Annotated in this window: 24 protein-coding genes; 9 read left to right on the forward strand and 15 right to left on the reverse strand. The window is 38.7% G+C overall.

Annotated elements, in window-relative coordinates; translation table 11 throughout:
* Positions 1-20 precede the first annotated feature (20 nt).
* Both WKH56_RS12165 and WKH56_RS12170 read right to left on the reverse strand, forming a co-directional pair.
* Positions 21-527: a GNAT family N-acetyltransferase gene (locus WKH56_RS12165; RefSeq protein WP_063247592.1), complete on the reverse strand. Its 507-nt coding sequence runs from the start codon at positions 525-527 to the stop codon at positions 21-23.
* Positions 528-733: 206 nt separating this feature from the next.
* Positions 734-1,978, reverse strand: coding sequence for a methyl-accepting chemotaxis protein (locus WKH56_RS12170; protein WP_310884260.1), 1,245 nt, complete (start codon positions 1,976-1,978; stop codon positions 734-736).
* Positions 1,979-2,239: 261 nt separating this feature from the next.
* Between WKH56_RS12170 and WKH56_RS12175 the strand changes: the two genes are divergently transcribed.
* A complete protein-coding gene (locus WKH56_RS12175) occupies positions 2,240-2,992 on the forward strand; it encodes a M48 family metallopeptidase (protein ID WP_028414208.1) in 753 nt (250 codons plus the stop codon).
* 198 nt (positions 2,993-3,190) lie between these two features.
* Here WKH56_RS12175 and WKH56_RS12180 read toward each other — a convergent pair whose 3' ends face one another.
* A complete protein-coding gene (locus WKH56_RS12180) occupies positions 3,191-3,598 on the reverse strand; it encodes a DUF1259 domain-containing protein (RefSeq protein ID WP_063247594.1) in 408 nt (135 codons plus the stop codon).
* A gap of 254 nt (positions 3,599-3,852) precedes the next feature.
* Between WKH56_RS12180 and WKH56_RS12185 the strand changes: the two genes are divergently transcribed.
* The 3 genes from WKH56_RS12185 to lepB all read left to right on the forward strand — a co-directional run bounded on the left by WKH56_RS12185 (position 3,853) and on the right by lepB (position 5,946).
* Complete coding sequence (locus WKH56_RS12185; protein WP_013055902.1) at positions 3,853-4,191, forward strand: YmaF family protein; 339 nt, start codon at positions 3,853-3,855, stop codon at positions 4,189-4,191.
* A 677-nt stretch (positions 4,192-4,868) separates the two neighbouring features.
* Positions 4,869-5,204 carry a LapA family protein gene (locus WKH56_RS12190; RefSeq protein ID WP_014461129.1) on the forward strand — a complete coding sequence of 112 codons (336 nt, stop codon included), beginning with the start codon at positions 4,869-4,871 and terminating at the stop codon, positions 5,202-5,204.
* 190 nt (positions 5,205-5,394) lie between these two features.
* Positions 5,395-5,946: a signal peptidase I gene (gene lepB / locus WKH56_RS12195; RefSeq protein WP_063247595.1), complete on the forward strand. Its 552-nt coding sequence runs from the start codon at positions 5,395-5,397 to the stop codon at positions 5,944-5,946.
* A 276-nt stretch (positions 5,947-6,222) separates the two neighbouring features.
* Here the strand turns inward: lepB and WKH56_RS12200 are convergent, their stop codons facing one another.
* Positions 6,223-6,669 carry a YndM family protein gene (locus WKH56_RS12200; RefSeq protein ID WP_063247596.1) on the reverse strand — a complete coding sequence of 149 codons (447 nt, stop codon included), beginning with the start codon at positions 6,667-6,669 and terminating at the stop codon, positions 6,223-6,225.
* A gap of 141 nt (positions 6,670-6,810) precedes the next feature.
* On the opposite strand from WKH56_RS12200, the gene WKH56_RS12205 reads away from it, so the two are divergent.
* Positions 6,811-7,686 (forward strand): aldose 1-epimerase family protein, encoded by an 876-nt coding sequence (locus WKH56_RS12205; protein WP_063247597.1) that lies wholly within the window; start codon positions 6,811-6,813, stop codon positions 7,684-7,686.
* Positions 7,687-7,842: 156 nt separating this feature from the next.
* On the opposite strand, the gene WKH56_RS12210 is transcribed toward WKH56_RS12205, so the two are convergent.
* Positions 7,843-8,709, reverse strand: a complete 867-nt coding sequence (locus WKH56_RS12210) for a gamma-glutamylcyclotransferase family protein (RefSeq protein ID WP_063247598.1) — start codon at positions 8,707-8,709, stop codon at positions 7,843-7,845.
* Positions 8,710-8,714: 5 nt separating this feature from the next.
* Complete coding sequence (gene gloA2, locus WKH56_RS12215; RefSeq protein ID WP_014461134.1) at positions 8,715-9,113, reverse strand: SMU1112c/YaeR family gloxylase I-like metalloprotein; 399 nt, start codon at positions 9,111-9,113, stop codon at positions 8,715-8,717.
* A gap of 147 nt (positions 9,114-9,260) precedes the next feature.
* On the opposite strand from gloA2, the gene WKH56_RS12220 reads away from it, so the two are divergent.
* The 3 genes from WKH56_RS12220 to WKH56_RS12230 all read left to right on the forward strand — a co-directional run bounded on the left by WKH56_RS12220 (position 9,261) and on the right by WKH56_RS12230 (position 11,470).
* Positions 9,261-9,461, forward strand: a complete 201-nt coding sequence (locus WKH56_RS12220) for a hypothetical protein (protein ID WP_028414212.1) — start codon at positions 9,261-9,263, stop codon at positions 9,459-9,461.
* 228 nt (positions 9,462-9,689) lie between these two features.
* Complete coding sequence (locus WKH56_RS12225) at positions 9,690-10,055, forward strand: MerR family transcriptional regulator (RefSeq protein WP_372497427.1); 366 nt, start codon at positions 9,690-9,692, stop codon at positions 10,053-10,055.
* 59 nt (positions 10,056-10,114) lie between these two features.
* Positions 10,115-11,470, forward strand: a complete 1,356-nt coding sequence (locus tag WKH56_RS12230; RefSeq protein ID WP_033578338.1) for a hemolysin family protein — start codon at positions 10,115-10,117, stop codon at positions 11,468-11,470.
* A gap of 52 nt (positions 11,471-11,522) precedes the next feature.
* On the opposite strand, the gene WKH56_RS12235 is transcribed toward WKH56_RS12230, so the two are convergent.
* From WKH56_RS12235 to WKH56_RS12250, 4 genes are read right to left on the reverse strand one after another with little or no spacing between them, the layout of a single operon-like run.
* On the reverse strand, positions 11,523-12,233 hold the full coding sequence (locus tag WKH56_RS12235; protein WP_182029583.1) for an ABC transporter ATP-binding protein: 711 nt from the start codon (positions 12,231-12,233) through the stop codon (positions 11,523-11,525).
* Positions 12,230-13,372, reverse strand: coding sequence for an ABC transporter permease (locus WKH56_RS12240; RefSeq protein WP_255899860.1), 1,143 nt, complete (start codon positions 13,370-13,372; stop codon positions 12,230-12,232). Before WKH56_RS12240 ends, WKH56_RS12235 begins: the two co-directional genes overlap by 4 nt.
* Positions 13,372-14,550, reverse strand: coding sequence for an ABC transporter permease (locus WKH56_RS12245; RefSeq protein ID WP_342835649.1), 1,179 nt, complete (start codon positions 14,548-14,550; stop codon positions 13,372-13,374). The genes WKH56_RS12240 and WKH56_RS12245 overlap by 1 nt, the downstream gene beginning before the upstream one ends.
* A gap of 59 nt (positions 14,551-14,609) precedes the next feature.
* Positions 14,610-16,304: a DUF6583 family protein gene (locus WKH56_RS12250; RefSeq protein ID WP_310884259.1), complete on the reverse strand. Its 1,695-nt coding sequence runs from the start codon at positions 16,302-16,304 to the stop codon at positions 14,610-14,612.
* A gap of 517 nt (positions 16,305-16,821) precedes the next feature.
* Here WKH56_RS12250 and WKH56_RS12255 point away from each other — a divergent pair.
* Entirely contained in the window at positions 16,822-17,139 is a 318-nt protein-coding gene (locus WKH56_RS12255; RefSeq protein WP_342835650.1) for an iron-sulfur cluster biosynthesis family protein, read from the forward strand.
* A gap of 53 nt (positions 17,140-17,192) precedes the next feature.
* Here WKH56_RS12255 and WKH56_RS12260 read toward each other — a convergent pair whose 3' ends face one another.
* From WKH56_RS12260 to nagE, 5 genes are all read right to left on the reverse strand, one after another.
* The gene (locus tag WKH56_RS12260) at positions 17,193-17,510 is read right to left on the reverse strand and encodes a hypothetical protein (RefSeq protein ID WP_255899850.1); all 318 of its coding nucleotides are present in this window, start codon (positions 17,508-17,510) and stop codon (positions 17,193-17,195) included.
* Between the two features lie 79 nt (positions 17,511-17,589).
* Positions 17,590-17,964, reverse strand: a complete 375-nt coding sequence (locus tag WKH56_RS12265; protein ID WP_221832828.1) for a VOC family protein — start codon at positions 17,962-17,964, stop codon at positions 17,590-17,592.
* 130 nt (positions 17,965-18,094) lie between these two features.
* Positions 18,095-18,814, reverse strand: a complete 720-nt coding sequence (locus WKH56_RS12270) for a DUF554 domain-containing protein (protein ID WP_033579488.1) — start codon at positions 18,812-18,814, stop codon at positions 18,095-18,097.
* A gap of 151 nt (positions 18,815-18,965) precedes the next feature.
* A complete protein-coding gene (locus tag WKH56_RS12275) occupies positions 18,966-19,148 on the reverse strand; it encodes a hypothetical protein (protein WP_080754389.1) in 183 nt (60 codons plus the stop codon).
* A gap of 115 nt (positions 19,149-19,263) precedes the next feature.
* Positions 19,264-21,141, reverse strand: a complete 1,878-nt coding sequence (nagE, locus tag WKH56_RS12280; RefSeq protein ID WP_048020240.1) for an N-acetylglucosamine-specific PTS transporter subunit IIBC — start codon at positions 21,139-21,141, stop codon at positions 19,264-19,266.
* Between the last annotated feature and the right edge of the window lie 126 nt (positions 21,142-21,267).

A 21,267-nucleotide genomic window follows, 5' to 3' on the forward strand; every position in this document is an offset into this window, starting at 1 on the left:
TTAGACCACTTCTCTATCTTTTACGACAAAGAGTGTACCTCATTGAATTTTTTATAAAGAAATACGGTCGTATAGCCTTGTGCAAGGTGCTTTTCTTTAGCTTGAACATATCCTTTTCGTTCATACATCTCAACTAACCAAGGATGTTCTTTTGCTGTTCCTAAAGACACACCTGGCGATTTAAACGTATTCTTTATTACCTCTTCCTCTACTAGATGAAGCAGCTTAGATCCAACGCCTTTCCTGGCAAACGACGGGGCCACTGCAAACCACCAAAAATGCGGAACAGCAAACGGACCTGGATGTTCTCCCCAAGGCATTCGTATAGATACAGTAGCAGCGATTCTTTTATCTTCTTCATATACATAGCAAAGGTTTTGAGAAATATTTTTCTTAACGAGGGCAAGATCAGCAGTAGCTGCTAAGAAAGGAATGCCTAGCTCTCGAATAGGCTTATATGCTTGTAGAGTTAAGTTCAATAAGTTATCCGCGTCGTCATTTGTTGCCAAACGGAATTCATTTTTCATCTCTTTGTCTCCTTATATAGTACTTAAATATTTCATTTAACTTATAAGTTTACTAAGAATTAAAAAAGGCAGACTGCCGCCTTGCGTACTCACTATACAACTGCTTTGATAACGTGTCAATTCTATTTATCGTTTTCTATAAAAGATATAAATAAAACAAATACACGCAGAAAGCTGCGCGTATTACGTACATATCAAGATAGACTTCAGGACTCACTTACCGTAGCTTTTAAATTAGCGGCCAACATCACAAGTTCTTCTATAGATGCTAACTCCTCTTGTGAAGCCGCAGCTACTTCTTCAGCGTAAGCAGCTGCTTGTTTAGCAACCTCCGAAAGGGTCATGACGGACTCCATTACTTTGAACGAATACCCATCAATCTCTCCTGTTGCCTTTGTCATTTTGTTCATTTGTTCTTGAGCGGCAAAGACATCTTCCATAATTGTGGAAAACTGTTGCGTTACATCTTCGACAGTGGAAATACCAAGCGTGACTTCTTCCGTATTCACTTCCATGTTTCGATAAGCCCGCTTTGCCTGCACTTCAATTTCTTTTAACAAATGACTGATTTGTATAGCGGACGTTTTAGATTCTTCCGCTAGCTTACGTACTTCCCCTGCCACTACAGCAAAACCTTTTCCATGTTCTCCAGCCCTTGCAGCTTCAATAGCAGCATTAAGTGCAAGAAGATTTGTTTGTTCAGCAATTCTTGTAATCGTATTAATAATGCGGCCAATCTCTGCGGAACGATCTTCGAGTCCCTTTACTTCACTGGTCGATATCTTAACGGTTTCATAGATTTTATTCATTTGATTCGTCACACCTTTCACCGCAACATTTCCGGTAGAAGCATGTTCAGAGGCTCTGTTCATCGATTGTTGTACCTTTGAAGAATGATCAGTGATTTTCTGAAGCAGCTTGGCCATATCCACCATAGCTTGCTCGGTTTCAACCACACTTAGCAACTGCTTATCAGAACCCGCAGCAATTTCTTGAATAGACATCGTAACTTCTGTCACAGCTGTTTTTGTTTCCTCCATGCTTGCAAGCAATTGCTCTGAGGAATGACTGACCGTGCTCTTTGTTTTACTTATTTTCTGACGCAGCATTCTCATGTGAGTCATCATTTCATTAAATGAAGATATAAGTGTACTAATCTCATTTTTCCCTTTCAAAGGAACAACATCTACAGATAAATCGCCGTTTGAAATCCCTTTCATTGTTTTTGACAAATTTTCAACCGCAATTATGTAGCGACGTATGATAAAATAGAACACGGTAGTTGTAAAAGAAACAAACAGAAATGTAATCACTAGCGTAATCGAAGCTGCTTGCTCTTGTTTCACAATAAGATAATAATTGGTTACTTCAATTACAGTAGATGTTATGGCCATCATGGCTGCAATCATACATAGCATTTTCATGCGTAAACTTTGAAAAGCTTTTTTCATTTTTTCATCCCCTATACAATCTAAAGACATAGAATGTCTAATCTATATTAGTAGTATCGGCATATTTTTATATTTTTTTGTAAAAACTAAAGAAGAATTGAAACAATTATTATTGGCGCTTTCCCACTAAATATTGGAATACATATCATTCTGCAAGGCGCTGCAACAGCAGTTGATAACTGTCTGATTATTCTTTCATTTGACCAAACTCTACCTTTGCTTATAAAATGAAGATTTGTAGAAAGGAGTACGAAAAATTTTATGTATACGTATCAAACAGGCAATCAAACAATTGACTACAAAATTGAAGTCGTTCCAAATAGAACCGATATCACGGTGCAAATTTGTGACAAAGAAGGGGTAAAAGTTATTATCCCAAGAGGTCTTAATGAAAACAATGTGCGTTCAATCATCGCACGCAAAGCAACATGGATTTTAAAACAACTAAACGGTTCACAACCAGCTGAGGAAAAGCCAGCTGCTCCAAAGAAAGAAGCAGTAAAAAAAGAAACAGCTAAAAAAGAGGCTCCTAAAGCAGCAGCTTCTGCAGCTAAAACTGGTTCTTTTGAAGAAGGAGACAAATTCCCTTACCTAGGGCGTCAATACCGCTTAAACATCGTTCGTGGAGATGTAGCAAAGGCTGAAATGACATTCCGTGCAAAATTCATTGCTACAGTACCTGAAAGCTGGAACGAGCAGCAAACAAATGAAGGTATTGGACAACTATTAACAGAATGGTACCAAGGCCGCGCAGGTGAAAAATTCCAAGAAGCTTTGAAATCTGTTAAAAAAGCAGCTGACAATGCTCCTGAATCTGTTAAGTGGGACGAGTTAGGTGAAGAATACGCTACGACTCAAGATAATACAATCGTATTAAACTGGCGTTTGCTAACAGCTCCTCTTGCAACAATTGAATATGTCATTGCTTCTCAATTTACAAATGCAGATGAGTTATTCGAAGATGCAGCTGAACGCAAACAGTGGTTAAGCGATAACACCCTAAACGCATTTTAAGTTTATACATAAAAAAAGCACGCGGCGAACGCGTGCTTTTTTTATTTTAAGAGTCTCACTGCTCAAAAATTAGTTAACCTGATAGCTTCATTCAATTGCATCTTATAAACAAATATATAATATACATGTTTAAAGGTTTATTAATCTAATTTTAAAAGCAGTAAGTAAGACTAAACTGATTCTATAAAAAACTGCTTTTTATCCTTTTAGTACTCTAAACGCTTCTCTTACTTTTCGTGCAAAATCTAACGGTGGTTCTACGGATTCAAAGTGCATATACATTGCTCTCGGTTCTTCAAATAGCCAATGGTTGTGAACGGCCGTAACCTTAATATCTCTTTTTCTAAGCTCCGTTAATAATGGATTTACTTCTTCTTGCAAAAGCACGGTTTCACCTAGATTTAGCGCTCTTCCTTTGCTATCTAAATCTTCAAAAGTGAAAAATTGAGGGGTAACTAATGGAGAGCGTGTTGGACGCCCTAAAATTTTAAAACGAATCGTACGAAACTTTTGTACCAAACAAACGTCATTTTCATCTAAACTGCCTTGTCCACCTAGAATTCTCGCAAACTCCTGACATAGACTCTTTTTATTTTCCCAACTCATTATGCTGACTTCCTCTCTTATAATAACTTGTCCTTTCTTAATAAATATATGTGAAAGTTATTAAATAGAAACGGCAAACGCACAAGAAAACTACCCATTTGATAAATCCTTATTAGCAAAAGTCATATTTATTTTTCTTTGTTCATATCAATAGCATGTATTTTTGAATTTAACTAAAAAGAGAAATTCAGATGCCCATTTAAATAATTTACTTAAACAGTTTTTTAAAAATTGAATTTATAGGAGGAAGTAAAATGAAAAAAATAGGCAAAGATGATTTTATTTCAGGGTTTGTTCCTCATCATAATCATGGCTCAGTGGACTACACTTCTGTTGCGTCAGGACATGTCCATCAGTGTCTCGATGTAACGTCTCCTCCAATTCAAAGCGAGGATGGAAGCCACATTCACTATACAGAGGGCTACGTTGTGTTTGAAGACGGACATACACATCATTACAAAGCCTACTCTGGTCCAGCTATTCCAATTGGCAACGGTATGCATGTTCACTATTATGACTTTTATACCAGCGAAGACAACCAGCATCGGCATCATGTCAAAGGTGTAGACCACCCTGCTCCGGGTGATAGATAATGAAATAATTTAATGCCATTAAGCCAAAGCCTCAGCTTGAGTTCATATAACCGCTTTAATAAAAGTGAGGCTGGGACAAAAGGGTCTTAGCCCAAGTAAAAAACGAGTCATTGATCAACATGTTTGATGAGTGGTTCGTTTTTTTGTTACTTGAATAAAGCTTCATCTGTTTCGTTCCTTCTAGCAGTCGATTGAAGGGCAAGGCGAAGACTCCTGCGGGAAAAGCGGGACAGATGAGACCCCGCAGGAGCACAAGCGACGAGGAGGCTCATCGGCCGCCCGCGGAAAGCGAAGCCTTGCACGGAAATCAACTCCGGTGTCATAAGGGATTCAGTTCATGTATCTCATTTGTTCATCTTTAGGTTGAACTCATTTGGTTATGTCACAGCTTCTTTGTACATATATGATTTAAATGAAAGTCTCTCCCCCTGCTTAAGCAAAAAAGGATAAGCGAGCTCTTTATTCCAAAAATTCGACATACCAGGTCTTTGGACATGTCAAAGTTTCTACATCAATCGATATATTGTGTTTTAAAAGAAAGATATATATAATCAAGAAAATGTTTGATTTTGTTTAAATGTGGATACGTATACCTATAAGCAAGATAGCAAACACTTAAGATGAGTGGTTACGCTATAAAAGTTGTAATGACCATGTAAAGAAAGGAAGTGCAGCTTATGAAAGGACAGAGCTTTTTTATTTTAGGACTTATATTTGCTCTTATCATTGCTGTTTTAGCTGTAATTAACAACGATCCTGTACAATTTAACTATGTATTTGGTTCACAAAAATGGCCTCTTATTTTAATCATCTTAACAACGGCTGTGTTTGGAGGAGTTGTTGCTGCTTCATTGAGCTTTGTAAAAATTGTTCAACTAAGAGGACAAGTGAAACAGAAAAACAAGCGAATTGCTGAACTGGAAGAAGAAATCAAGCAGCATAAGCCTGTTGAGCCTGTTGTGGAAGAAGAACCAAATCAACCAGCTACTCGAACTGAGCGCGCTCAGTTATAATAAAGAAAAGCCGTTATTTTCTAGAATAACGGCTTTTTTCATTTTTTGTTCCGCCAAGCATATTTTCGGGATACACGCATAAACAGATAGATATGGAAAACTTTAGTTCTGAATGGTACAATCAACACTGTTATATCTCTATGAAAAACCTAAATTGATAGTCTTACCGTTAAGAAGGTGTTCATCCATTATGATCAATAACAAAATAAAGCGTGAAATTCTTACATACACAAGCGTCATCCTCGGCACCGTTTTGCTTTCTGTTGTCGTTCAGCACTATTGGTTTCAGCCCTACACTGTAAAAGGTGATTCTATGAAGCCTATTTTGCACGAAGGCAATCGAATTATTATTAACAAACACAGCAAGCTGGAGCGCTTTGACATTGTTGTTTTGCAAGCTCCCTATAGCAGTGATTTTCTAGTAAAGCGGATTGTGGGCTTACCTGGAGAAACGGTCGAATACAAAGATGATGTTCTGTATATAAATAACAAGGTCAAAAAAGAGCCGCATCTCCATAAATATTTATCCAAAGTGCCCGCTTACGAGCGATTTACTGAAAACTTTTCCACGTACGAACTGTCTCCAGACGGCACGATACCGGATGGATACGTATTAGTGCTAGGTGACAACAGACGCATAAGCCGGGACGGAAGACATTTTGGCCTCACCCCCATTTCTTCAATCATGGGAGAAGTCAACATGAAATATTGGCCTTTAAACGAAATGACTTTTATGCATTAACACATAAAAAGAGGTTGAGGCGTAACGAAATGAATCCAACCTAAAGACGAACAAATGGGATACATGAGCTGAACCGCTTGTGACACCCCAGTCGATTTCCGTGCAAGACTTCGCTTTCCGCGGGAGTCTTCGCCTTGCCCTCAAATCAACTGCTAGAAAGAACGAAACAAATGAAACATACGTTCACCATAACAAAAAAAACGAACCACTAATCAGACATGTTGATTAGTGGTTCGTTTTTCATTTCAGCTAAAATACTTTTGTTCCAACCTCTTTTTATTTTGGATTTTCTTTGTTTTCTACATGCTGTTCTTCTGCAAATTCTGTGTCATACGCTAGTTTTCGCTTAAAAGCCGGACGCGTTCTCGCTGTATGTTTTGTTTCAATATGGTTGAATAGGTAGCGGTGAACAAAAACTTCAGCAAATGTAATAATAGCTGCAGAAATAATGCTTCCCCACGCAATTTGAACGTAGCTGTCTAATAACAATGTGCCAAAAATCCATACGCTCATATATGTTAGAACAAATTCAACAATAACGGCATCGCGATTGCCCACTCGAGGCAGTACAATTCGATCCACTACTAGATATGTCAAAACTGTTGTTAGCAAGCTAAAGGAAATAATGTCTCCGATGGTTGCATCAAAAAACAAATCAAGGCCTATACCAAACGCAATAAGTGCCGCTGCAAATTTAATGAGCAATAATGTTGCATGATTCATATTTGAACCCTCCTTTTTCTATATTAATTTGAACAAAAATAGGGAAATTAATACCTTTTTTGCCAAGAAGGGTATAATATAAGCAAAGCCAGTACGTTTGAGACAGCTCTAGCGTACAACAATGATTTGGGAGATGTTGTAATGATTGTACTAGAAAATAGCGAAATGAAAGTCAGCATTGAAGAAAAAGGAGCGGAAGTTGTAGAAGTATTTCATAAAGAAAAAGGCCTGCAGTTTATGTGGAGCGGTGACCCCGCTTATTGGGGACGAGTATCGCCCGTCTTGTTTCCAATCGTAGGCCGATTAAAAAATGATCAGTATACCGTTGATCAGCGCGAATACTCTTTGCCTCAGCATGGCTTTTTACGTGATTCTACTTTCACCGTGATTGAGCAAACAAACGAAACAGCACGACTGAAATTTGCCACAAACGGCCGGTTTAAAGACGTATATCCATTTGAATGTTCAGTTGAAATTAGCTACCGTCTGGAAAACAATCGATTAACGTTTCAGTGGAAAGTAGTAAATGAAGATAAAGAGGATATGTATTTTTCAATTGGAGCCCACCCTGCTTTTCGTATTCCGCTACGTGAAAACGAGCAGATTTCTGATTACTTTTTAGAAATAGAGCCTTCTGAAACTACGCCGAAGGAATTTGTATTAAAAGACGCTCTTATTCATGAAAAAGGGGCTGCAGAAAATTTACACCAGCTGCCGCTAAGCGCAGATTTATTTGCAAATGATGCGTTAATTTTTAGCCATATTGACGGAATTACAATTAAATCGCCGGTTAATGAAAATCAAATTAACGTTCAGTTTAATGATTTCCCGTATGTCGGTATTTGGTCAAAGTATGATGCAGAAAATCATACAATCGCTCCTTTTCTTTGCATCGAACCTTGGTTTGGAATTGCAGATACGCATGACCATAACGGAAATTTCAAAGAAAAATTAGGCATCAACCGTTTATCAAAAGACGGTGTATTTCAAACAGAATTCTCTGTTTCCTTTAGCTAATGCAACAGAGAACATAACAAAATCAATCCAACCTTGAGACGAACAAATGGGATCAATGATCTGGACTGCGTTCACCATAACAATGAAAAGCTCCGAACGATTACTCGTTCGGAGCTTTCTTCAGCTAAACTACTTTTGTCTCTGCGTCTTTTTATATTAATTATTTACAACATCGCTATTTTTTAGCGCATGTACTTGCTCTATTAGCTTCTGAACGTATTCTTCGCTGAGTACACCTGTTGCTCCTCGAATAATTTCAGTCGAATAGTGATCCGGAGGTGCGACTTCTTTTTCTTTATTTAACACAAAAAAAGTAAGAACATGATCCACCATCTTACCTTCATGCTCGACAGAAATAATAGCAGGACGATAGCCGTTATTATCTACCCCTTCTCTGCCATACAAATACGTAATTGCTTCGGGCGGCACGCGGTACAGTTTGCCTTCAACAACTCCGCCTTCTTCAACCATGTCTGCACGTCCTCCGTCATGAATAACGTGGTTATATCGAAGCGTATAGCCTTTAAAAACAGCTCTGCCAAGACAGTCTTGGAAATGCTGGTCAACGCCGTGCTTAATAAAACGATCGTTATCCATACATGAACCGTAAGCAAAATACAGCATGCCTTCTAATAAATCTTCTTTCCATACGCGCCAGTTTCCGCCTGGGATAAATTCTTGCAGCAGGGAACGGTCTCTTGCTACATACACAACGGCTTCAAATTCACCTTGGTCCGTTTCAACCGTTTGCACAACTTTATCATATTCATTGTCTTTATGACCTTCGTGAATGTACCCTTCTAATTCATCAAGCGCCTTCCACATAAGCTGATCGGTCACTTCATATACTTCTCCGTACGTAATATGTTCACTGTCAATATCGAGCATAGGATAGCCGTGCTTAGTGTCATATAATTTCCCTTTCGTTTTTGCCTGTTTGGCAATTGAGCGCGCATGATGCAGCAATCCGTGATTACCTTCTCCTTCAAGAAGCGTTCCGTATACAAATAAATAATTGCACATACTCCTTATTCCCCCTCTTTCTCTTCATAAAGCTCTAGCGGTAACCCGTCCGGATCAGCAAAAAATGTGAATTTTTTTCCCGTTAGTTCATCTACCCTAATAGGTTCCACATCAATCCCTTGCTGCTCTAGTTCACGCTTGGAATCCTCTACGCTTTCAACCGCAAAAGCTAAATGGCGTAAGCCGCACGCTTCAGGTCTTGAAGGACGCTGTGGCGGATTTGGAAACGAGAACAACTCAATTTGATAGCCAGGAGCTACTTCTAAATCTAGCTTATATGAATCTCTTTCTTTTCTATATGTTTCTTCTATAATCTTGCATCCTAACACATTTACATAAAAAGCTTTTGAACGTTCATAATTACTTCCTATAATGGCTACGTGGTGCATTCGTTTTAAATTCATTTCATTCTCCCATAAAAACCCTTTTCTAATCATCCTACACAAAATGCCGGCAAACATCAAATAATTACGTTATCACCTTTGACTAGAGTGATAAAAGTCACGGACATAGTGTCTCATAACAAGTAATATAACAACGAGGTGAATAACATGATTTCGTTAACATTTAAATCTAGAATTGACAGAACTCAAAATTTAGATTCGTTAAAAGAAGAAGCTGCTATTATGCACCGTATTGCTGATCAGCTATCTCCAATGAGCTCTGAGTTCATAGAATATACTGAACGTATTCAATATGTGTATGAACGCATGCACATTATCGTACGTCATCCTACTAAAAAACTCGCTTAATATAAGCGAGTTTTTTTTATAAAATCTTTGTCAAACTACCTTATTTTGAGATATACTGAATGCTAATAAAAAAATGAAACTTTTTGATCTTACGCGCGTATACTTAATTACGATAGGATAAAAGATAAATAGTTGCGTAGATAAAAACCATCACGTGATGGTTGACATAGTTAAAGGAGGTGGTATTCTGATGGGGTTGCGACATACAAAATTGGCGAACTTGCAGAGATGGCACATGTAACGAAGCGCACGGTTGACTATTATACTAACATTGGGTTGTTAAAAGCAGAACGCTCTGCTTCTAACTATCGCTTTTATAACGAAGCAGCGCTGAAACGTCTTTACTTAATTGAAAAATTAAAAAGCGAAGGCCGTTCTCTTGAAGAGATTTCTTCTCTCTTTTCTGTAGAGCAATCCGAGAATAGCCACTCCAAAGACGAATTAGCATCCAAATTTTACGTACTAAACGACAGTTTAAAAGAAGTTGCACCGCTTATGGAAAAGCTTAACGAAGAAGATCGAAAAGTAATGATGAATCGGCTTTCACCAGAAAGCGTCACTCTTTTGCACTCTTTACTGCTGCTGCTGTCGTAAATTTATTATTTACAGGAGGTGTTTACTTACTTTATAGCACTATAAAGTAAGTATATTCATTGATAACCATTAACTTAATTATTTTTGCGATTTTAATTGTACTCACTGCTTTTTTCGTTGCTTCAGAGTTTGCAATTGTGAAGCTTCGTAGTTCACGGGTAGATCAACTTGTTGCTGAAGGCAAAAAAGGAGCGAATGCGGTTAAAACCGTAACGACACACTTAGATGAGTATTTATCTGCGTGTCAGCTTGGTATTACGATTACTGCTTTAGGACTCGGTTGGTTAGGAGAACCGACTGTTGCGAAGATTTTGGAACCTCTGTTTGAAGAACTGGGTGTTGCTGCATCTTTAACACATATTCTTTCATTCATTATCGCATTTGCGCTTGTAACGTTTGTTCACGTAGTCGTTGGTGAATTAGCGCCAAAAACATTTGCGATTCAAAAAGCTGAAACAGTTACATTATTGTTTGCTCGTCCGTTAATTTTATTCTATAAAATCATGTTCCCTTTCATTTGGTTACTAAATGGTTCTGCCCGTTTGTTAACTGGCATGTTTGGATTAAAGCCAGCTTCAGAGCATGAACTTGCGCACAGTGAAGAAGAGCTGCGCATTATTTTATCAGAAAGTTTTAAAGGCGGGGAAATTAACCAGTCTGAATATAAGTACGTGAACAACATTTTTGAATTCGATAACCGTGTTGCTCGCGAAATCATGGTACCAAGAACAGAAATTTCAGCTGTTTCTGAAGACGACAGCATTGAAGATTTCTTAAAGCTTGCTGTAGAAGACCGCTACACCCGTTACCCTGTTACCGTTGACGGAGATAAAGATAACATTATCGGCTTAGTCAACGTCAAAGAGATTCTAAACGATGTCGTAATTAACGATGCGTTAAAAAAGCAAAGTGTGAAGCTTTATATGAATCCTATTATTCAAGTAATTGAAACCGTAGCGATTCAAGACCTACTGCGCTCGATGCAGAAGAAACGGACGCATATGGCCGTGTTGATTGACGAGTACGGCGGTACGGCTGGTATCGTTACCGTTGAAGATATTTTAGAAGAAATCGTTGGAGAAATTCGAGATGAGTTTGATACAGATGAAAAGCCGCTTGTTCAAAAAATCAGCGATCAGCACTTTGTCTTTAACTCAAAAGTACTGCTTGAAGAAGTCAACGAAGTGCTTCATATCGAAATTGAAAACGATGATATCGATACAATCGGCGGCTGGATGCTGATGCAAAATATCGATATTCAAGAAGGCGAATCGTTCAAACTTTTTGGATACGAGTTTATTGCAAAAGAAATGGACGGTCACCAAATGAAAGAAGTGGAAGTACGTGCCCTTCCTGAGGAAGAACGCGTGCAGCCTGAAAGCCATTCACCAGAACAAGAAGTTACACAAGCATAATAGAAAGAGCCGCTTCTTCACGAAGCGGCTCTTTTTTTATGATTGTTTACTCTTAATCATGCAGCAGCTTATACACAACGTTCTCTTCTGCGTCTTCCCCAGTCTTTTCCTTCGCTTGGTCCATTGTGCCGACAAACTCCAGCTTTCCTTCCTTTAAGACGGCAAACCGATCACACACGCCTAAAATTTCATTCAAATCATGGGTAATATAGATAATCGTCTTTCCTTTTGCCGCCAGCTGTTTAATATAACGAATGATCTCAAGCTTGGACTGCAAATCAATTCCGACTGTCGGCTCGTCCATTAACAAAACGGACGGTTCATGAATAAGTGAAACGGCTATATTCAGCTTTCGCTTCATGCCTCCTGATAAATTTTTCACTTTATCCTTCCATCTTCCTTCGAGCTGTACAGCTGAGCAAAGAGACTGAAGCTGTTCATTCGACAAAGAGCGTGAAGTCATTTTGCTCCACATTTTCATGTTTTCTTTTACGCTAAGCTCTTCCCACAGCGCTATGTCTTGTGGAACGTAGCCAATGACTTCTCGTATCGCTTTTTGATTTTTCTTAAGCGATAAGCCTCCAATCGTGACATTCCCGCTTGAAGGAGCCGTAATGGTAGACAAAATAGACAGAAGCGTTGACTTACCAGCGCCGTTTGGTCCTAAAAGACCAATGACTTCTCCACTTTCTACGGTCAGCGTAACATTTGCTAACGATTGTTTTTTTCCGTATGTTTTGCTAACATTGTTAATTTCAATCATTTAATGCTCCTCACATTCCACACTATTTTAAACGTGCACAAACATATGCATCCAATGGAAACAGCTATCTCTTTCCAAATGAACGTAAGCGGCAGTGTATGCTGATACAGAAGCAGATGCTGCGGAAGCCACTGACTTATTCTTTCAATCGTTGCAGAAAGCTCTCCTACCGGGAAAAAGCTCCCTCCTATTATGCTGAGTCCTGTGACTGTGACGACGCTGATCATATAATAAGAGCCAACTCGCTGACTTTCACTTGCAAGCCACGTGCTAAAAGCAACGCATGTGATCACATAGATACACATATACAGCAGCACACCGTAAGACTCTGCTCCATACAGCCATTTAAATAGAGCAAAACTGATGAGAGCTTGAAGCACGTATAGCACAGCATAAGCGGCGCTGACGCTTCGAATATAACCATAAAGTCCTTTTTGCATCGTCTTCATTCGTTTAAAAAGATGACTCCGCTCTTTAATCATCCAATCTGATGTAATGCAGCAAAGTAAAAGCGTAAAAAATCCCCATAGCGGCACGTATCCGGTCATTTGAACGCTCCCTTGCTTCTTATGCTTCTTCGTTCCTTGCGCCTCGTAATCAATTGTCATCAGCGGCTTTGGTTTCCATTGGTTATCGGTATAGTGATACGCTTCTTTCCATAAATCCGGTCCTGCATGAATGTGATAGACTTTATATAAAAAACGCACTTCATTTGCGGCTTTAACATTTGTCGTTAACCGTGTCACTTCACTGGCCACGACTTCTCGAACCGCTTCTGTCGCAACAGAAGAAGGCAGCGTAAGCAAATCAATGACTCCTTGATAATTCCCCGCTTCTACTTCTTGCTGAAATCCGTTAGGAAACACAAAAATGCTGTCAATTTTATTTTTTGCCAGCTGCTTTCTCGCTTGTTCTTCATTCATAGAAAGAAACTGAATTTCTGTTGTTTTCTGTAGTCGATCCAGCACTTGTTTAGACATGTTGCTGTGGTCTTGATCGACAAGAGCAACGGGTATTTTTGAATCACTTTGTACTTTTGCTAAAAATGAGCTGCTGATGACCGTTCCTATTAAAGGTAAAAAGAAGATCATGACAATAAGCATAGGACGCTTCAGCAGCTGCTTTATTTTTTCACTCATCATTTTCTCCACCGCCTTTGCAAAATCATCACGTAGCCAACAGCAAGAACAAAACTTCCTGCTGCCGTAATGAGAATAGGCTTAAGGTAAAGAAAAGCTTCGTTTGTGTTATATCCATCAAATTCATAAAATAACAGCTCCAAGACGCGGGTGTTGAGTGACCATTTCTGAAAACCAATCGCCCAGTCTGGTAAATAGACGACCGGCACAACATGTCCGCTTAAAATCGCACTCAGCAAAATAAACAGCATGCCGGTTAGTTGATAAGCTTTTTGTGATAAAAAAAGAACCCGAAGAAGTAAAAACAAACATAAAAAAGCAAACAAACTTCCGCTTATCCCTAGAAAAAGCTCTCCGTACGTACCGGTTACAGGCAGTTTCAGTCCTTTAATGAGGCTTCCAAACAAAACGACAGATACCGGTAGCAAAAGAACAAACAGAGCCATCAGCTGCGCTAAATAAATGCGAAGAAACGATACACCTCTTGTTTTCATTCGATCCAGCACGGGAGAAGTCTGCGTTTCACTAGCAAGCAGCCATCCGCCGTAGCTCCAAATCATAAGCAGCAAAGCAGCAAAAGACAGGACATAATATTGCTTCATATCCTGCTGAAAGAAACTCGTTTCTACTTGTTCATCAAATAAACTTCCTCTATCTAATACATGAAGCCCAAACGTTACTAAGCTCTTCTTAAATTCTGCGCGTCTCTTTTCATCGGAAACATTTTCTCTTTCTAAAAAGGCATCAACCGTATTAATACCGCTTTGAGCGGCTGACGTGTAGTCGGCTGCACTTTCCATCACGTAGCGAAACAGCTGTGACTGAAGCGGCTTATTGCTGTTTCCAATAACGTGTAAAGGCTGATTTTTCCCATGAGCAATATCGTGACTAAAACCTTTTGGCAGCGTTACAATGGCTGCCACTTTATTTTCTCGCAGCAGCTGTTTAGTTTTCTCTTCATTCGTATAAAGCGGCTTCATGATCTTGCGAAGCTTACCTTCAGTCAGCTGTTCGATGACGTACTTCGTCTGTGCAGTATCATCTTTATCCACAATGGCCACGGGAAACCGATTGACTTTCTCCTCACCTTGCATGGTCTGACTAATAATGATCCCTGCTCCAAGTAAAAACAGAGCAGGGATCATTATTAGCAGTATGAGAGATTTTATATTTTTCAATAGAGCTTTACATGTAAAAAGAGTCAAAGAGAAATATATCTTCATCTGCTTTGCACCTTTTAGTAACCAGCGGTTCCCATATTCATCATGAGACCTTGAACATTTTTAGCGAAGTTTTCTTGAATCGACAGCATATCTTCAGGCGTTACATCTTTTACGTTTGTCGCATTAGATGCGTCAAGCTCTGGAATAGAGGCTGATTTTTTTAATTGAGAAGCAGAGTCAATTTTTAACGTAACGTTTGCAGGATCTGCTTTTGGTCCTATTTTTGTACGAATATCAAACGAATAATCTGCTTTTCCTTTTGAAGCACTTATTGCTTGATTCTGCTTTACTTCTCCGTTTATTACTAGATCTTCTTGATCACCTAAGTCTAAAGAGAAAGTACGGTCAGCCGTCTGTTTTGCATCGGTTTTACCGTTGATTACTGAATTCATTTTAAACGTCATATTCGTGTCTTCATCTTTTGAATCTTTTGTTAACAAATGAATAGACATGTTTTCTTTTCTCTTTTCACTTTCCGTTGTTACGTCATTTTTCATATCAAACGTAAATGCATCATCGGTAGTGCTATCGGTTAGGACTGCTTTGAACTGCTTAGCCGTTTTGTTATCTTCATACGGAATATTTTTAGTTACGACGTTAATCTTTCCTTTATCGTTAGAAGCATTTTTTACGCCCATGTTCATATCGCGAGCTACAACAACATCATCTTGAACGTACACGGTTGATTTAACACCGCCAGGGTAAGTCGTATCTTTTGCTTCTTTTTGGAAGTCTTGAAGACTTTCTTTTACTGATTTTTTCAATTCTTTTGGATCTGCCATATCTTTTAATTCTGGATTCGTTGCTGCCGAAGATTTAAACAGCTTAGACACGTGGTTTGCATAGATAGTATGAAGCTTGTCATCTTTTGCTACCTTCGCAATAAGCTTATCCATAAATTGTTTTGTTTCTTTGTCAGACATGTTAAGCGTCACGCTTGTTAACTGAAGCGTTTTGCCATTTGTTTTATAATCTACATTTTTTTCTTTTGTAAAATAATCGCTGTCTAGCTGATCATAAATGAACGTTCCGTACTCTTTTGCAATGTAGGTTTTTTCTTTTTCCGTTAACTTTAAGTCTTCTAAACTCACGTTGCTCGTGTTAATATCAAGCGTTTCAGGACCTGAATAAGAAGGATCGAACTTACGCGCTACCTGTCCATATTCGTCTAAGTTTAAATAGAAATATTCATTTGCTAGAATCGGGGCTTTAAAGCCTATTCTTTCTTTCGTTTGAAAACCTTCTAGGTCAAGCGCTTTTGAACCGCCGATATTAAGAGCCAGTGAACCGTATGCTTCACTTTTTTTCGGATCTTGTTCCGCTTTAATTTTAATTTCAGCTTTACTGATAAGATCTTGAATCATTTTAAAGCTTGGATCATACGAAAGTGAATCCATGTTAAAGCCGCCTTTGACAGTAGCATTTGTGGTAGAAGGCTGCTTCATCGCTTTTTCCTGATAAGCCATCGTTTCACTGTACTTCGTTTCTAATTCATCTGCTGCTTTTTGATACGTATTTACTTCAGAAATTAAGTATAATTGCTTAGGAGATTTTTTAAATACCGTAGCAAATGTAATTACTCCTCCAATAATCACAATTAAAGCTGCCAAAATGATAATCCATTTAGCCGGCGCTTTTTTGGGAGCGGGCGCTGTTTCTAGCGAAGCCGCTGTTTCGTCTGTTGTTCTGTTTTGATCTTTCTCACTCATCTACACCAGAACCTCCTATGTATTTTGTTAGTCACTTTGTACATGATAAGGAATGGTTTCCATAAATTCTACTACTTCGACAAAATAAGACAATAATTAGTCCGATAAACCGATGTCTTTCGGTGCAATATCGTGTGCAAAGTACTCTACTTAAGTACCCAATATATTGAAAATAAAACCAATTATTCAAAACTATCTCAATAACTATTAAAATAGGTAAATGACTTATCTTCTTATATTTTTACAATATATTCCTATAATTAAGCATTTACACCTAAGAATTACAAAGCACAGTTTTTCTATAGCTGATCTCTTTTTTCTATAATCACATACAGGTGATATGTATGTACGTCTTTATGAAAACATGATAAAAACATCAGCGTTTTGTTCCGTTTTGAAAGGGAAATAATAATGGTAAGAAAGCTTTTTTCTTGCCCGTGACATAAAAATCGAATAAAGTATTCCTAAATACATTTCACACAATTTAATTTGAGAATAGAAAAAGGAGGATATCACTATGAATATACGCGTCACTCCTTCTGCAAAAGAAGCGTTGCAGAAAGTAGAACAAAATCAAATTATTCAGCTTTCTTTTGATCGGGGGAGCTGCGATATTGTTAATACAATTTATGAAATGAAGATCATCTCAAAGCGCAGCCTTCAACCTTATGAAAAAGTTGTAACGGTTGAAGAACTAGAATTTATTGTTGATGATGACATGGAAGAAGTGTACGACAATGAGCTGGTGATCGATCATGCAGCAGGTGCTTTTGTCTTCAAAAATCATAACCAAATTTTTAATAACCGCGTAGGATTGCGTTATATCAATTCATAAAAAAAGCAGGGAGCTCCCTGCTTTTTTTCTTGCATATGTTAGGTTAATCGTTTTTATCGATTGACCTTCAACCGCTCTTGGATAAATAACAAAACGTTCACAAGGCTATTTTCTTCATAGACATTCACCTGCTGACGCTTAAATTCTCCTTGTTCATGGTAGTAAACAATATCTCCCGTCCCTTTGTCTTCATTCATATGTAAATGAAAACTGAGCGGCGTTGCCAAAATAGATCCGTCTTCATCTCGCTGAAGAATTTGACAAAGCGTTTGATTCCCTTGTTTTTCAGATAAAAAGTCATAGCCAAATTGGTGTGCTAACTTCTCCACTTGTGCAACAATAAGAGCTGTAATCGGTTGATTGTCTTTCATAAGCAGTATTTCTCCTTACTTCATCTCATTAGGGTTTTATTATTAGTATACTATACCTTAAACTTCTGGAGCTAACGACTTAACCTGTACAAATCATGACCACATGTCCATCTGGATCTTTTATCGTAAAAAACGAAAAATCATCAAAAAAAGTAATCGGAGAATCAATCGTATAGTCCAGCTCTTTAACAAATTCATACGCTTCTTTAATATCTTCCGTATGGAAATTAAAAATTGGATGGAGACTAGCCACTATTTGTTTTTCTGTTCCTTCTGGGCCAGCATCCAGCGTTAACCCTGTTTCTCCATCAATTTTGAGATTATAAACAGGGTTCTTCACCTGGCTCATCTTGTATTCTTGACTCAATAGCTCGCTATACCATTTTACTGAAGACTTTAAATTGGATACGTGAATAAATACCGTATTCATTTTGTTGAAAACAGGACTCGGCATTTTTAATCCTCCTTTTTGTTTTTCTGTTCATTCTATACCATTATCCACGTATCACTTTATACCTGCTACTTCCTTAACTTTTGCTCATATATACAGAAAAGCTTGCGAATACTATTCACAAGCTTTTTCTTCATAAAAAATATGTATGCTGTACAACTACAATCACAACCGCAATTAAAATCGAAGGCAGTAAATTAGCAACTTTAATTTTAATAATTTCTAATAAATTAATTCCAATTGCTAAAATTAACACGCCGCCTACTCCTGTGACTTCGGCAATGATACTATTCATTAAATCTTGCGGCACAACCGCATTAATTTGCGTAGCAAATAACGCAATGATACCTTCGTACAGAAATACGGGCACCGCTGAGAAAATGACGCCTATTCCAAGCGTAGTCGTTAATAACAATGAGATAAACCCATCCATCACCGCTTTCGTAAACAATACGCTGTGATCGCCTCGTATTCCGCTGTCTAATGCCCCTACAATCGCCATCGCTCCAATAACAAAAATTAGCGTTCCTGTCACAAAGCCCTGTGACATACTAAATGTTTGCTTGTCATTTTGCTGTGATTGAAATTTTCGTTCAATCATATTGCCTAAAAGGTTTAGCTTTTCATCTAAATCAATGAACTCACCAATAACCGCTCCAATGGCTAAACTCAAAATTACAATTAAAAACTGATGACTTTTAAAACCCATTTGCAGACCGAGCGTGATAACGGATAAACCCATCACTTGCATCACCGTCACGCTTACTTTTTCAGGAATGCGGTGAGCAAGCTTGCCCATTAATGTTCCTACAACAATTGCTAATCCATTGACTAATGCTCCTATAATAAACATGCTGTCACCTTTACTTTGAATAATGCCGTTTCTTTTTTCACTTGTTCTACTCCCTCTCTGCTCCGCACTAGCTGTATCAAACACCCTAAATTTTAACACAAAATTCTTTCAATTATGAAGAAAAGAAAAAAGAGATTGAAACGTAACTAGATTACCCCATATAAAAACGAACAAATAGGATACATGAGCTGATTGCTTGCAACAACGCTGTTGATTTCCGTGCAAGGCTTCGCTTTCCGCGGGCGGCCGGTAAGCCTCCTCGTCGCTTATGCTCCTGCGGGGTCTCACCTGTTCCGCTTTTCCCGCAGGAGTCTTCGCCTTGCCCTCCAATCAACAGCCAGAAGCAACTAAATAGATTAAATCTACGTTCACCATCACAATAAAAAGATCCGAACTATGAATCGTTCGGATCTTCTTTTAACTAGAACAGGTTTGTTCCAGACTTTTTATTAAAATGTAATAACGTCTTTTGTACCTTGCTTTTGGTAGCCTGTTTTTAACAGCTTCACTTCTTTATCCGCTGGCAAGTTGGTAAATACAACCGGTGTCACAATCGACGGTGCATGCTTTTTAACATACTCTAAATCCACCTGTAAAAGAGGTGTTCCTTGTTGAACGCTGTCACCTTCTTGAACAAGCGCTTGAAATCCTTCTCCTTTTAAATTCACAGTATCTAACCCAACGTGAATCAGGATTTCAATTCCTTCTACTGTTTTTAAGCCAATCGCATGTTTTGTTGGGAACACGGTCATGACTTCACCGTTAATCGGTGATACGAGCGTTCCTTCAATCGGTTCAATCGCAAAGCCGTCACCCATCATCTTTTGTGAAAACACTTGATCTTCCACTTCACTAAGCGGCTTTACAACGCCTTCAAACGGTAACACAAACTCTGTGTGTGCATCTGCTTGAACAGCCTGTTGTTCAACAGGTGCAGCGGTTGACGCTGTGCCGTATTTAACTAATTGATTCATTGCGTCTGCAACAAACTCTACTTCTGTTCCGACAATGACTTGAACATTTGTTTTGCTGAGCTTCATGATTCCTCTCGCTCCGTGACGCTTTAAGGCAGATTCGTTAATGTTGCCGGCATCAGCTACTTGTAAGCGAAGACGAGTCGCACAGTTATCAATTACGGTTAAGTTTTCTTTTCCGCCTAAATCTTCAATAAAATAAGACGCCATATCCACATATTTATCGCCTGTTGCTACAACCGTTTCGTTTGGTGTGTCTACTTCTTCATCATCTTCACGTCCCGGTGTTTTTAAATTTAATGCTTTGATCAGCGTGTAGAAAATGACAAAGTAAATGACCGCATATACAATTCCAATTCCCGCTAACAGCAGCGGTTTTTGTGAAATTCCGTAGTTTAAGAAGAAATCAATGGCCCCTGCTGAAAATCCAAATCCAGCGTGAATGCCAAGAGCAACGGCTAAAGCCATCGAAATTCCCGTTAAAACGGCATGAATAACGTATAATAGCGGTGCTACGAACATAAATAGAAATTCAATTGGTTCCGTAATTCCTGTTAAAAAAGAAGTAACCGCAAGTCCGATTAACATACCGCTGACTTGTTTGCGTTTTTCTTTTTTAGCTGCTGCAATCATCGCAAGCGCAGCTGCCGGTAAACCAAACATCATAACCGGGAAGAATCCAGACATGAACGTTCCTGCCGTTGGATCTCCTTTAAAGAAGCGATTCAAATCTCCCGTTACGCCGTGATAGTCTCCGAATACAAACCATACTAAGCTGTTTAACACGTGATGCAGTCCAATTGGAATCAACAGACGGTTTAAAAATCCGTATATACCTGCACCAAGCGCTCCTGCTCCTGTAATCCACGTTCCTAAGTTGTTAATTTGATCTTGAATCGGCGGCCAAATAACCCCGAAAATTCCTGCAAGCGCAAGCATAACGACTGAAGTAATAATCGGTACAAACCGCTTTCCTGCAAAGAAGCCGAGCCACTCTGGCAGCTTAATCGCTGAGAAACGATTGTATAGTAAACCAGCCGTTACACCTGAGACAATCCCGCCGAGTACACCCATATTAATATCTTTATCAATAGCTACAGTTCCTTTTGTTAGAACAAAATAACCGACGACTCCGGCAAGTGCTGCTGCGCCGCTTCCATCTTTTGAAAGTCCTACAGCAATTCCGAGTGCAAACAGTAGTGCTAAATTCGCAAAAATCGCATCTCCGGCTTGAGCCATAAATGGAATATCTAATAAGTCCTTTTGACCCAAACGAAGAAGCAATGCCGCAGCAGGTAATACTGCGATTGGCAGCATAAGCGATTTACCAATACGTTGTAAAAAATTCAGCATGTTTCTATCCCCTTTGTATAACGTATTTAACCCGATGTTACGAGCAAGGATTTTCGTAACAATATTTATCGGATGACAAGTTACCGCATTCATCCCTGTCCTATGATTACATAATCAGCTGAAATG

Source organism: Priestia sp. SB1, assembly GCF_038898415.1.

Excerpts from the sequence above, each read along its gene's own strand:
- WKH56_RS12165 (WP_063247592.1), bottom strand. The coding sequence starts at position 527 with ATGAAAAATGAATTCCGTTTGGCAACAAATGACGACGCGGATAACTTA.
- WKH56_RS12170 (WP_310884260.1), bottom strand. The coding sequence starts at position 1,978 with ATGAAAAAAGCTTTTCAAAGTTTACGCATGAAAATGCTATGTATGATT.
- WKH56_RS12175 (WP_028414208.1), top strand. The coding sequence starts at position 2,240 with ATGTATACGTATCAAACAGGCAATCAAACAATTGACTACAAAATTGAA.
- WKH56_RS12180 (WP_063247594.1), bottom strand. The coding sequence starts at position 3,598 with ATGAGTTGGGAAAATAAAAAGAGTCTATGTCAGGAGTTTGCGAGAATT.
- WKH56_RS12185 (WP_013055902.1), top strand. The coding sequence starts at position 3,853 with ATGAAAAAAATAGGCAAAGATGATTTTATTTCAGGGTTTGTTCCTCAT.
- WKH56_RS12190 (WP_014461129.1), top strand. The coding sequence starts at position 4,869 with ATGAAAGGACAGAGCTTTTTTATTTTAGGACTTATATTTGCTCTTATC.
- lepB (WP_063247595.1), top strand. The coding sequence starts at position 5,395 with ATGATCAATAACAAAATAAAGCGTGAAATTCTTACATACACAAGCGTC.
- WKH56_RS12200 (WP_063247596.1), bottom strand. The coding sequence starts at position 6,669 with ATGAATCATGCAACATTATTGCTCATTAAATTTGCAGCGGCACTTATT.
- WKH56_RS12205 (WP_063247597.1), top strand. The coding sequence starts at position 6,811 with ATGATTGTACTAGAAAATAGCGAAATGAAAGTCAGCATTGAAGAAAAA.
- WKH56_RS12210 (WP_063247598.1), bottom strand. The coding sequence starts at position 8,709 with ATGTGCAATTATTTATTTGTATACGGAACGCTTCTTGAAGGAGAAGGT.
- gloA2 (WP_014461134.1), bottom strand. The coding sequence starts at position 9,113 with ATGAATTTAAAACGAATGCACCACGTAGCCATTATAGGAAGTAATTAT.
- WKH56_RS12220 (WP_028414212.1), top strand. The coding sequence starts at position 9,261 with ATGATTTCGTTAACATTTAAATCTAGAATTGACAGAACTCAAAATTTA.
- WKH56_RS12225 (WP_372497427.1), top strand. The coding sequence starts at position 9,690 with ATGGCACATGTAACGAAGCGCACGGTTGACTATTATACTAACATTGGG.
- WKH56_RS12235 (WP_182029583.1), bottom strand. The coding sequence starts at position 12,233 with ATGATTGAAATTAACAATGTTAGCAAAACATACGGAAAAAAACAATCG.
- WKH56_RS12240 (WP_255899860.1), bottom strand. The coding sequence starts at position 13,372 with ATGAGTGAAAAAATAAAGCAGCTGCTGAAGCGTCCTATGCTTATTGTC.
- WKH56_RS12250 (WP_310884259.1), bottom strand. The coding sequence starts at position 16,304 with ATGAGTGAGAAAGATCAAAACAGAACAACAGACGAAACAGCGGCTTCG.
- WKH56_RS12255 (WP_342835650.1), top strand. The coding sequence starts at position 16,822 with ATGAATATACGCGTCACTCCTTCTGCAAAAGAAGCGTTGCAGAAAGTA.
- WKH56_RS12260 (WP_255899850.1), bottom strand. The coding sequence starts at position 17,510 with ATGAAAGACAATCAACCGATTACAGCTCTTATTGTTGCACAAGTGGAG.
- WKH56_RS12265 (WP_221832828.1), bottom strand. The coding sequence starts at position 17,964 with ATGCCGAGTCCTGTTTTCAACAAAATGAATACGGTATTTATTCACGTA.
- WKH56_RS12270 (WP_033579488.1), bottom strand. The coding sequence starts at position 18,814 with ATGTTTATTATAGGAGCATTAGTCAATGGATTAGCAATTGTTGTAGGA.
- nagE (WP_048020240.1), bottom strand. The coding sequence starts at position 21,141 with ATGCTGAATTTTTTACAACGTATTGGTAAATCGCTTATGCTGCCAATC.